At 45.6% G+C, this 12,415-nt stretch carries 8 protein-coding genes; 5 read left to right on the forward strand and 3 right to left on the reverse strand.

The features are described 5' to 3' along the window. Positions 1-28: 28 nt before the first annotated feature. On the reverse strand, positions 29-3,784 hold the full coding sequence (locus tag ACX0G9_RS18820) for a DEAD/DEAH box helicase (RefSeq protein ID WP_459066495.1): 3,756 nt from the start codon (positions 3,782-3,784) through the stop codon (positions 29-31). A gap of 279 nt (positions 3,785-4,063) precedes the next feature. Between ACX0G9_RS18820 and ACX0G9_RS18825 the strand changes: the two genes are divergently transcribed. From ACX0G9_RS18825 to ACX0G9_RS18835, 3 genes are all read left to right on the forward strand, one after another. Then, a complete protein-coding gene (locus tag ACX0G9_RS18825; RefSeq protein ID WP_459066496.1) occupies positions 4,064-5,716 on the forward strand; it encodes a M20/M25/M40 family metallo-hydrolase in 1,653 nt (550 codons plus the stop codon). A gap of 58 nt (positions 5,717-5,774) precedes the next feature. Next, complete coding sequence (locus ACX0G9_RS18830) at positions 5,775-6,209, forward strand: IPExxxVDY family protein (RefSeq protein ID WP_459066497.1); 435 nt, start codon at positions 5,775-5,777, stop codon at positions 6,207-6,209. An 80-nt stretch (positions 6,210-6,289) separates the two neighbouring features. Then, positions 6,290-6,520, forward strand: coding sequence for a 4a-hydroxytetrahydrobiopterin dehydratase (locus ACX0G9_RS18835; RefSeq protein WP_459066498.1), 231 nt, complete (start codon positions 6,290-6,292; stop codon positions 6,518-6,520). Between the two features lie 126 nt (positions 6,521-6,646). Here the strand turns inward: ACX0G9_RS18835 and rho are convergent, their stop codons facing one another. Beyond that, the gene (gene rho, locus ACX0G9_RS18840; protein WP_459066499.1) at positions 6,647-8,410 is read right to left on the reverse strand and encodes a transcription termination factor Rho; all 1,764 of its coding nucleotides are present in this window, start codon (positions 8,408-8,410) and stop codon (positions 6,647-6,649) included. Between the two features lie 294 nt (positions 8,411-8,704). On the opposite strand from rho, the gene asnS reads away from it, so the two are divergent. Then, on the forward strand, positions 8,705-10,144 hold the full coding sequence (asnS, locus tag ACX0G9_RS18845) for an asparagine--tRNA ligase (protein ID WP_459066500.1): 1,440 nt from the start codon (positions 8,705-8,707) through the stop codon (positions 10,142-10,144). Between the two features lie 23 nt (positions 10,145-10,167). Here asnS and ACX0G9_RS18850 read toward each other — a convergent pair whose 3' ends face one another. Next, the gene (locus ACX0G9_RS18850) at positions 10,168-11,205 is read right to left on the reverse strand and encodes a DUF3089 domain-containing protein (protein ID WP_459066501.1); all 1,038 of its coding nucleotides are present in this window, start codon (positions 11,203-11,205) and stop codon (positions 10,168-10,170) included. 75 nt (positions 11,206-11,280) lie between these two features. On the opposite strand from ACX0G9_RS18850, the gene ACX0G9_RS18855 reads away from it, so the two are divergent. After that, a complete protein-coding gene (locus ACX0G9_RS18855; protein ID WP_459066502.1) occupies positions 11,281-12,222 on the forward strand; it encodes an isopenicillin N synthase family dioxygenase in 942 nt (313 codons plus the stop codon). The last annotated feature ends 193 nt before the right edge of the window (positions 12,223-12,415 follow it).

Genomic DNA, 12,415 nt, shown 5'->3' on the forward strand with positions numbered 1-12,415 from the left:
TATCGGTCAATATGGACTGGATCCCTTTTTAAGAGAACAGGTATTCCACATCGGCCCTGGTGAGGCTCTTCACAAATCCGTCGTCATCCGCAATCAGGTCCCGGGCTAAAATCCGCTTCTTTTCCTGTAATTGGAGGATCTTATCTTCGATCGTGTCTTTACAGATCATACGGTAGGCAAAAATATTCTTGGTCTGGCCGATACGGTGGGTACGGTCGATGGCTTGTTGTTCCACGGCCGGGTTCCACCAGGGGTCCACAATATATACATAGTCGGCGGCCGTTAAGTTAAGACCAACGCCCCCGGCTTTTAAGGAGATAAGGAAAACACGGCAGGAATCATCGTTCTGAAAGCTTTGAATGGCCCGCTCTCTTTCCTGGGCGGATGTGCTTCCGTCAAAATATTCATATTTGACACCGAGTTCTTTCAGCCTTTCGCGGATCAGGGCAAGCATACCCAGGAACTGGGAAAAGATCAACGCCTTATGGTCTCCGATATTTTCGGTGATCTCCCTGGCCAGCTCGTCGAGCTTGATAGAATGGTTGGGGTATCTGTCTGTCTCGTTAAGAATGGCAGGGGAATCGCAAATCTGGCGTAATTTCATCAGGCCCTGTAAAATAGTAAGCTGGGACCGCTGGATACCCTGGGTTTCGATCGTTCCCAGGATCTTATCCCGGTAATCGTTCCGGTAGGCTTCATAAACGTTCCTTTGTTCGTCCTCCATTTCACAGAACAGGATAGTCTCTGTTTTATCAGGGAGATCCTTGGCAACCTGTTCTTTGGTTCGCCTGAGAATAAAGGGATATAATAACTTCCGTAAATGGTCCTTCCGGTCCTGCTCGCCGAATTTATCGATAGGCACTGCGAATTCCTGGCGAAAGAATTCAATGCTGCCCAGCATACCAGGATTCAGGAAGTTCATTTGGGCAAATATATCGAAGGTGTTGTTTTGCAGGGGCGTACCGCTCATACAAATGCGGTGTTTGGCACGCAGCAGGCAGGCGGCTTTCGTCACTTTGCTGGCTGGGTTCTTTATGGCCTGCGATTCATCCAGTACGGCATAATCAAAAGGGATATCGACAAATAGTTTGATATCGCTGCGCAGGGTCCCGTACGTGGTAATGATCACATTAAATTCCGAAAGAGCTTGTTTATTGCGTGACCTGTCCCCCCCATGGTGGATATGATAGGTCAGGCTGGGAGAGAATTTCCGAATCTCATTCTCCCAGTTGAACATAAGCGTGGTAGGGCAGACGACCAGGGCGGTCAGCTTCTGATGGGTATCCTTATAATAGTGCAGATAAGAGAGGGCCTGGATAGTTTTACCCAGACCCATGTCATCTGCCAGAATGCCGCCCCAATTGACTTCCTGTAAATAATTCAGCCAGTGGAACCCATGAACCTGGTATGGCCTTAGAATAGCCTCCAGATGGGCAGGGGGTGGTATTTCCTTTATACGGTTGAATTCCCGCAATTGTTCGTATTTTTCTTCCAGCCGGATGATCAGCTCTTCCTCGTTACGGTTATCGTAGAGTTCATCGATCACACTCATGTGATATTTCGAAAGACGGAGCTGATTGCTTTTACCTTCCCCGACCCGGAACAACAAGGAATACTTTTTAATCCACTCTTCCGGTAATACACCCAGGGTGCCGTCATCCAGAGGTACGAACTGCTGACGGTTGGCCAATGCCTTTTTTACATCGGCTATTGTTACTTTCTGATCGCCGAACTCGATATCCACCCGTGCGTCGAACCAATCGGTATTGCTGCTGATATGGATCTTGGTCTGGGGTTTGGCCGTATTAAAACGGAAGTTTTTCAGGGCTTCGAAACCATAGACGGGAATTTTCATTTCCTCCATGGCGTCTACGAAAAGAAAGAACCAGTTATTCTTTAACACGTCAGCCCCTTTCAAGGCCAGGCTATAGGATCCTTCCGGATGAATGAACTGTGAATGAAGCGATTCCAGTTTTCTGAAAAACTGTAATTCTGCCTCCTTATTCCGGTGAACGATCAGCACCTGCGCTCCATCGGGAACGATGATCTCATCTTTTCCGCCTGGCCTTGTCTCAAATCCTTTATAGGAAAATAAAGGTTGAAAGACCAGGTAATCTCCTTTTTCCTGTAACAATAATCTTCTTTCAGGATCTCCGTCCTTCACTTCTTTTACCAATTCATCGTCAAACTCAACATGATAATCCTTGGTGAGCGGAAGAATAAAGTCTTTTAACTGTGCAGGCCAATCCTCCTTTTCGATAATCCATTTTTGTTTGCTGGCAAATTTTTCCACCAGGGCGATATCCTCCGGTTTATTCCAGAGGTAGAGGTTATTATTATAAAAGAAAAGCAAACTGCTGTCACATTCGTTCTGTGTGATCTCGACGGGTTGTCCGTTGATCTTTACATAACAGGACAGTTCAAATTTCTCGCCCTGAATCGTTACCTGGAAAAAAGGGGTAATGGTCTCACCCGTAATGCCAACCGGTTGCAGGTTGGCCGTTTTGAAAGGTTTGTGCCCATTCAGATAGAAAATAAATGGGTTTGCATTTACCTCCACGAATAACTTCTTTAGTTTCGGGTGAAGGTATTCCACCATTAATTTCTTCGTTTCCTCGGGAAGATCATCTTCTTCATGATGTATGATATTTTCCCAAATCCCGCTGAAAGGAGAATTCCGGTTCAGGTATTTATTAATCTCCGATCCCTGCATTTTGCGAAGGGAGGGGATCAGTTGTTTATCGGGTTCGTTAAAAGGATCCGTGTTAATGAATTTGGAGAGATCCATCTTCTCGACCTTCCCGGAATAGGAAGATTGCTCCTCATTACTTTCACCCGCAACAGCGTCCAGCGCAAAACCCGGAAAACTACCGTAATTGAAATTGAATACGATCCCAATGCGCTGCACATTACCAGCAGGTTTTTCTTCTTCTGTAATAACGGCAGGCTGAAGGTCTGCCTCAGCGATCCTTGGTCTTCCCAAGGCGACAGGAGCTATCCGCTTGATAGACATATCCAACACCCGTAAAAAGGGTTTTCCTTCCTTATACGTAAATTCAAACTTCCCTTTCAGATCATCGGACAGGGAATAACCATAGGCTTCAAGCAATTTATTTTTTTCTTTATCCCAATTGCGGATACTGTCAAAGTAATAGGCGCCATGTGCCTGCAGCAACTGCAAAAAAACGATCACTTTAGGAAGACATAAGGGATGCGCTGTATCAGGGTAATCGCTGCTGGTATCGAAATTCCTTTCCTCATTTTTGCGGATGACCACCTGGTAAACCTTTCCGTCGAGTTCAACCGAGGCCTTGACCATCTCATCTTTGGCAGATGATATTTTGGCCTTTTGTGTTCCCAGGAATTTTTCGGTATCCTCCAGGGTCTGGGGGGAACATAATAATCTGATGCTTTTCAGATCGATGAATTTCATTTTCACGACCGTATGCTGCTGGTCGTATTGCACTTCCTGGGCCTTCAGCATATTCCGGTCCAGGAGTTCCTGTAACTGGATCAGAGCTCCGGCTTCATGACGGCAGATATCCCCCAGGTTATAGGGACAGCTGCATCGTATGGAAAGCGTCTTGGCGTCCTTGAATTTCTGAACGTATACCTTGTAATAAGTAGCGTAACTGTCATCTTTTACACGAAAAGTGACAGATTCGAATAGTTCGTCGTATTCGATAAGCTCGACATAACCGATGGCATGAATCTTCTTTCCCCGGCGAATCACTTCATCGGTCCCATTGGTATACACATATTTTATAAGGTGCGGTAAGGCCATTCTTTAGAGTTATCAGTTTTCAGTTGGCAATTTTTTGTAGCAACGGCCAGTTAACCATTTAGCCATTCAGGGCATAATGGGTACTGCCTACAGGTTCAAAAAAGGGCAATCTGTAAAATTAAAGGAAAAAAAGTGAGTGTGGAAAAGTTTTAGTCAATTATTCATGGCCCCACCCCCCAACTCCCTAAAGGGGGAGTAAATATTTCCTGGCTTCCTCTTGGAATAGCCGTCTGCCGCTATAACTTTGCGTCCAAAGATCATTCTATTAAATTGATTTTTATGGCCCTTCGTACTACCGTCCTCACCTTTGTCCTTGCCCTTCCCTTTCTGCCTTCTTTTGCTCAAAAACTGAAAAAAGCCGATAAAATCACCCTGACCAACCTGGAAACGCATATTCGTTACCTCGCTGACGACAAACTGGAGGGTAGAAGGGCAGGATCTCCGGGTGAAAAACTGGCCAGTGATTACATCAGTATAGAATTCATGAAAGAGGGTCTCCGGCCTCTTGGGGACCAGCATGGCTGGCTTCAGGCATTTGAGATCAATGAAGGCCGTCAGATAGGTCCCGAAACCTCATTTTCGGTGGAAGACCAGGAGTTTATCCTGAATAAAGACTATTTCCCCATGGCCTGGAGTGCGGTAAAACCAGTTTCGGGTTCCCCGGCCGTAGCCTTGCAGGAAAGTGGGGAGCCGTGGTTCGTGGATTTGAAGGACCTGTTGGAAGCAAACAGGAGCCATCCGCATTTCGATCTTAACGAGGCCATACATGGCAAAATTAAGGAATATGCGAAAAAAGGCGCTACGGCCGTAATTCTTTACAATTCTTCGAAAATTGCAGATAATCTTGTTTTCGATCCCAAAGACAGGTCCGAAACAGTAGTCATTCCGGTTTTTTATATTACAAGGCAGGCAAAAAAGAAATACCTGAAAGATGAAGCTGCTTCTGTGAATATTAAAATGAAGCTCGGTTTTACTGAAAAAAAACGGACCGGGCATAATGTGGTAGGTTATCTGGATAATGGAGCGCCGGTCACGGTGGTTATCGGAGCTCATTATGACCATTTGGGTTATGGGGAAGACAGTAATTCTCTTTACCATGGTTCTGAAAGACGCATATTTAAGGGTGCAGATGACAATGCCAGCGGCGTTTCGGCTGTTATCGAACTGGCCCGCCAGCTGAAAGGTTCAAAGCTTAAAAACAACAATTATCTTTTTATCGCTTTTTCCGGGGAGGAATTGGGGCTGTTCGGGTCCAAATATTTTGTGGAACACCCGACAACCGATCTGAAGCAGGTAAATTATATGATCAATCTGGATATGGTTGGCAGGTTGAATGACAGTACCCATGCGCTGACTATCGGCGGTTATGGGACATCACCGGTTTGGAGTGAGGCAATCGCCAACTGCGGGGATAAAAACAGCTTTTCCTTTAAATTTGACAGCAGCGGAACAGGTCCCAGCGACCATACTTCTTTTTATCGCAAGGACATCCCGGTCCTTTTCTTTTTCACCGGCATACACAGTGATTACCATAAGCCAACGGACGATTATGACAAGATCAACTATACAGGCGAATTACAGGTGCTGAAGTTCATCTATGCTATTATTGAAAATCTGAATAATAAAGGCAGGATTGCTTTTGCCAAAACCCGGGAAACGCAAATGGGCGGCCCCCGGTTCACGGTTACGCTGGGTATTATGCCGGACTATGCTTTTAGCGGTGCCGGGGTAAGGGCAGATGGCGTCACAGAAGGCAGGCCTGCTCAGATAGCCGGGCTGAAGCCAGGTGATGTAATTGTGCAGTTAGGAAATTTCCCCGTAACTTCTATTCAAAAATATATGGAAGCGCTGGCTACTTTCAAAAAAGGAGATACTACAAGAGTGAAATACCGGCGCGGGAATGAGGTATTGGAAGGGCCGGTGCAGTTTTAGATTATGAACTGATGAATCGCAAGATCCATCTGACCTGTAAAAAAATCTAAGTGAACTGATGAAATTAAAATTGACGATAGATGATCTGGCGGGTGAGTTTTTTGAAGACACCCGTTTGCTGGGCGTTGTTGCGCCGGTTAAGGATTACCTGTTCTGCTGGCATATGAATAACCGGTTTCGGTTTGATTTCAGGATCAACAACGAGATCGAAATACAATTGACAAAAAAACAGCGTCAATACTTCTTTCAGGTTTATGAATACCCCGAGTCCGGCAACTGTCTGAAACATTTCCTGTATAATAATCAGTTCGACGGCGAATACCTTCTTCCTGAATTTAAACATCTTGATTTTTTATGGCTTTTAAAAGGCGACATGGTGGCTGATGATAAGTTGAAGGACTTGATGAACTCCATTAAAACGGTTCCCGGAGTACAATTGGTCATGGAACTGGCGCAGGATAAGATCAGAAATAAAGGACATTTGATCTTTTGAGAACCTTGAAGCTTTTAGCTTTAGGTTTTAGGCTTGAGGCTTGTAGTAATTCAACACTTTGCAACTAAACGTTTTTTTATATGTGGGAAGAAAAAAACAATAGCCTTTACAGAAAATTCGAGTTTAAAGATTTTTCCGGGGCCTTCTCCTTTATGACAAGGGTTGCGCTGGCAGCTGAAAAAATGGATCATCATCCACTGTGGACCAATGTTTACAATCAGGTGGAAATCTGGCTTTCCACCCATGATGCAGGCAATACTGTCACCGAAAAGGATCATAAATTGGCTAAAAAGATCGACGGGCTGGTATAGCCCCCGAAACAACGAAAAAGCCGCATCCTTTTTAAGAAGATGCGGCTTTTTATATTTTTATTTTTTAAATCCGCCTTTTTTGGCGTCTTGCGCAACTCCCCCTTTGGAGGGTCGGGCGGTAGGCCTTCAGCTATTCATACTGGCCAGGAACTCTTCATTGCTTTTGGTTCCGCGCATGCGTTTCAGCAATTCGTTCATAGCCTCTTCTGTATTCATGTCATTCAGATAGACCCGCAGCAGGTTCATTCGCTGCAATACTTCTCTTTCCAGCAGAAGGTCGTCTCTACGGGTGGAAGAGGCAACCAGGTCAATGGCCGGGAAGATACGTCTGTTGGCCAGGCGGCGGTCCAGTTGTAGTTCCATATTTCCTGTACCCTTGAACTCTTCGAAGATAACCTCGTCCATTTTAGAGCCGGTATCGATAAGAGCGGTTGCCAGGATCGTTAAGGAGCCGCCGTTCTCGATCTTACGGGCAGCACCGAAAAATTGTTTGGGTTTTTGCATGGCATTCGCTTCCACACCGCCGGATAATACTTTACCGGATGCCGGAGCCACTGTATTGTGTGCTCTAGCCAACCTTGTAATGGAATCCAGCAGGATCACCACATCGTGTCCGCATTCTACCAGACGTTTGGCTTTTTGCAGGGCAATGGTAGAAACTTTTACATGTTTTTCAGCCGGTTCATCAAAGGTAGAGGCGATCACCTCCGCTCTTACGCTGCGTTCCATGTCGGTGACCTCTTCAGGGCGCTCATCCACCAGCACGATCATCAGGTAACATTCAGGATGATTGGCGGCAATGGCATTGGCCACAGCCTTCAATAACATGGTCTTACCCGTCTTTGGTTGCGCCACGATCAATCCGCGCTGCCCTTTACCGATCGGCGTGAACAGATCGATGATCCGGGTTGAATAATCACTCGGAGTCGTGAAAAGATTCATCTTTTCGAAAGGGAACAACGGGGTCAGGTAATCGAAGGGAACCCTGTCTCTGACCTCTTCAGGGCCTTTACTGTTAATCGTTTCAACCTTCAGTAATGCAAAATATTTTTCACCTTCCTTGGGAGGACGTACGGCACCATGGACGGTATCTCCTGTTTTTAAGCCGAATAATTTGATCTGTGAAGGGGAAACATAAATGTCATCCGGGGAAGACAAATAGTTATAATCACTACTGCGTAAAAAACCATATCCGTCTGGCATCATTTCAAGAACGCCTTCCGCCTGGATTACACCGTCAAATTCTATGTTGAAAACTTCATTCCTGCGTTGGGGATACATTTTGTTCGCCATGGAATCGCCCGAACGGTTCACTTCCGGAATGGAATCGGAGTCGTCCTGTGATTGCTGATCGCCATTTTCTTCGTCATCGGGCATTTCTTCATCTTCCTCCATCCTGTTCTTCTCTTCATTTTCCAACCGGCTCTTCTGCTCATTCTCCATCCTGTTCCTCTGTTCAGGAGAAGGATGGTTCTTAAGGGGAAGCACCTTTACCGTCTGTACCGGAGGTGGAGGTGGCGGCGGGGGGGGTGGCGGAGCGGACTCTTCTTCTTCGGCTTCTTCTTTTTTCCTTCCTTTCTTCAGGAGTGGTTTTTCTTCCTTTTTGCGGCTTTCTTTTTTAGCTTCCGGTTTCTTCGGAGCTTCTTCCTCGCTTTCCACGATTGCTTCTTCGGTTGAATTAGCTGTGGAAGTCTTTATGATTCGTTTGCGTTTGGGTTTATCATCAGCGGCGTCTGGCTTAATTTCGCTTGCTACAACAGCTTGTTTGTCCAATATTTTGTAGATGAGTTCCTGTTTACTCAGTTTCTTGGAGCCGGAAATTTTCAACTGCTCTGCAATATCGAGCAGTTCTGGAACGAGCATGTCGTTCAATTGGAGAATGTCGTACATAAAATAGCTTGAGAGTTAAACCTCATTCTGAAACAGCCAGTCTGTTAAGTTGAGAATGTGAAAAATGAATTTTGATTATAATGTTGAACGGAACGACTAAAACTGATGAGCTGTGAGCTTTGGATATGAACTAATCAGCTTAATTCCACTGCAATTTTAACACAAAAACCCAAAAATCAAAAAATTTTTTTAAGAAACCCTGCTTTTCAGGCCTTTATATGCATCAAAAAAGTCGATTTTTCCCTTCAAAAGGCTCGATCTGGTTTATATTTGCCAACCTTAAAGAATTGATTTATGTTCAACACAAGAGTGAAAGTTAAAGAATTGCTCTCCACAAAACCGGAGAATCAGGAAATAACAGTAATGGGATGGGTCCGGGCATTCCGAAATAATCAGTTTATCGCGCTTAATGACGGTTCGACCAACAATAATTTGCAGATTGTAGTGGAATTGGGTTCTTATGAGGAGGCTTTTCTGAAAAAGATTACCCCGGGGGCTTCCCTGAAGGTGCAGGGAAAACTGGTGGCTTCCCTGGGAAAAGGCCAGGCCGTCGAAATTAAGGCCGGTTCGGTCGAAATATTGGGAGAATGCAATCCTGACAAATATCCTTTGCAATTAAAGAATAAGCCAAGCCTGGAATATCTCCGTGAAATTGCCCACTTGCGATTCCGGACCAGCACTTTCGGAGCAATATTCCGTGTGCGGCATTCCCTGGCTTTTGCCGTTCATCAATTTTTCAACGACAGGGGATTCGTTTACCTGCATACGCCGATCATTACGGCCTCTGATGCGGAAGGCGCCGGAGAAACCTTTCGGGTGAGCACCCTTCCATTCGATAATCCACCCCGCAGCGAAGACGGCAATATTGATTTTAAAGAAGATTTTTTCGGCCGGGCCACCAATCTGACCGTAAGCGGGCAATTGGAAGGGGAATTAGGTGCAATGGCCTTTAGTGAGATCTATACTTTCGGCCCTACTTTCCGGGCAGAGAACTCCAATACAGCAAGGCACCTGGCAGAATTCTGGATGATCGAACCTGAGATGGCATTCAATGACCTGGAAGATAATATGAATTTGGCAGAAGCATTTATCCGTTATCTGATCGGATATGTCATGAAACATAACCTGGAAGACCTGGAATTCCTATCCCAGCGTCTGGCCGAGGAAGAAAAACAAAAGCCGCAGGCAGAGCGCAGTGAAATGGGTTTGATCGAAAAACTGGAGTTCGTGGTGAATAATGATTTCGAACGGATCTCCTATACCGAAGCCATCGAAATACTGCTTCAATCTCCTGCTTACAAAAAGAAAAAGTTTCAATATGAAGTGAAATGGGGCATTGATATGCAAAGCGAGCACGAGCGTTATCTTGTTGAAAAACATTTTAAAAAACCAGTGATCGTTACCGGCTACCCCAGGGAGATCAAGGCATTCTATATGCGGCAGAACGATGATGAAAAGACGGTTGCAGCTATGGACATCCTGGTTCCCGGGATTGGGGAGATCGTCGGAGGATCGCAAAGAGAAGAAAGACTGGAAAGACTGGAAACCCGTATGAAAGAAATGGATATTCCGGTGGAGGAAATGTGGTGGTACCTCGATACACGTCGTTTTGGATCCGTCCCCCATGCTGGTTTTGGCTTAGGTTTCGAACGGATGATGCTTTTTGTAACGGGGATGACGAATATCCGGGATGTGATCGCTTTTCCAAGAACTCCAAAAAGCGCAGAGTTTTAACCAGGCCATTGTTTTTAGTAGTCTTAGTTCTTCCAGAAACAGCGGATCCTGGTCCGGACATTTTCCCTGATATTGAGATAAAACAAATTGATATCCCCGATATGATAGTTTTTCGTTCGCAGGAAAATACTACCGGGGAAGTATGGACGATGTACCCACAGGATGCCGTCATGGATACGGGCATTCGTAATCCCGGGAAAAACCTCATTAAAATTGGAAATGATGCCGCCTTTGTTCAGTCTTCGGGGGGCAGGCTCTTCCGAAGAAGTCCAGGTCAAAGGGTTGACCACCCAGGAGCTGCCTTGTTCTTCTTTTACATATTCCGGCTCATATCCGTCTTTAAAAGTCCTCCAGCCGATAAGACATCCGGTGGAGCAGGAGTCCCTGCAGGGAGAAAGGGTAGCAAAAGAATCCCGTGGTATGGCCATGCCCATGATATAGGCAGCCACCAATCTATTCTGTAGCGGCCTGTTCTCAAAAAACTCTTTGAGCAGCCGTTGGGCATGTGTCGTTCCCTGGCTATGTGAGGCAATAATTATTGGGCGGCCCTGGTTATAATGATCCAGATAGTATTGAAAAGCTGAGCGGATATCGGAATAAGCCAGGTCGAATGCACTTCGGGCGGCGGCGCTGTCTTTCGTAAAATAAGCCCGGATATGGGCCTGCCTGTATCTTGGCGCAAACACACGGCATTCATTAAAAGCGCTTGCCTGGTAAAGGATAGTAGTATAATCGGTCCTGGCATTCAGGGCAGGGTCGTTAATAACAGCGTTCCATTGCGTATCCTTTGAAGAAACCAGGGTGGTTGGGTGGAGAAAAAAAACATCAACCACTGAATCCTGGATCGTGCCCTCCCGCAGAGGGAGGGGAATGCTGTCCGAGGGATCTTTTTTATTGGGGTGGGCGGCCCAGCATTCCAGGCGGCTATAATCCGGCTGGCCCGTCCCTGATGTATCCCGCCACGCTTTATAAATAGAAACATAACGGGAGTACCCCGGGGAGCAGGACCCCAAAAAAAGGAAAGGGGCCAGGAAAAGAAAGGTTGCAGGTCGGTGTGCCAAAACTTATTATTTTTACCCTTAAAGCTACTTACAAAATTCATTGTTAACTTAAATTGTTAATCTAAAACAATTATTATGGCTATTCCCGTGGTTGATTTGGCGGAGTTTTCTCTCGATCCGAAAAGAAAAGCTTCCTTTGTAGATGCTTTAGGTAAAGCCTATGAAGAGGTAGGTTTTGTAGCGGTAAAGAATCACGGTATAGCCGAAGAAACCATTTCCGGTCTTTATGAAAATGCCAGGGAGTTTTTTTCTTTGCCCCTCGATGTAAAAAAGAAATATGAAATAGCCGGACTGGCAGGACAGCGGGGCTACACCTCCTTCGGCAAAGAACACGCCAAAGGGAGTAAGGCGGCCGATTTGAAGGAGTTCTTCCAATTCGGCCAAACGGTGACCGACAGCGATCCTATAGAATGGGAATATCCTGCTAATTTAACGGTTACCGAAATAGCCTCTTTTTCTCCTGTTTTTTCCAAAGCGTACCGGTCTTTTGAGAATTCAGGTAATCTTCTTTTGAGAGCCATTGCGCTTTATCTTGGTCTTGATGAAAAATACTTTGATAGGTACGTGCACAACGGAAATTCCATTTTGCGGGCGATCCATTATCCTCCCATAACCAGCGAGCCGCTGTCGGCCATCCGCGCAGAGCAACACGAGGACATCAACCTGATCACCTTGTTGGTTGGGGCGTCCGCAGAAGGATTGGAGATTCTTTCCAAACAAAAGGAATGGGTGCCGGTGACTTCTTTACCCGAACAGATCGTCGTTAATGTAGGGGATATGTTACAAAGACTGACGAATGATAAATTAAAATCCACTACTCACCGGGTGGTAAATCCTCCGCGAAGTTTATGGGATAATTCACGTTATTCCATTCCTTTCTTTTTGCACCCAAAAAGCAGTATGAGTCTTGGCTGTTTGCCGGGCTGCATCGATACCGGACATCCGAAGAATTACAAAGATACTACCGCCGGAGAATACCTGGACGAACGTCTGAGGGAAATCGGGTTGAAGAAATAATGGACTAAAACTTTAGCAAACGGAAAAGCATAATCGCAGACGAAAATCCTGCGATAAAGCATAGGGCTAATTTTGCTATTATGTACAAACGTAGGGCGACACGATCGGATTTTGGCCTTGTGATGATCATGGGTAAAAAAGGTTGTTTTAAAAATACACGATCCTGGCATTTTACAAGTGTCAAACCCATAAA

The sequence above is a fragment of the Flavitalea flava genome, from assembly GCF_054461575.1.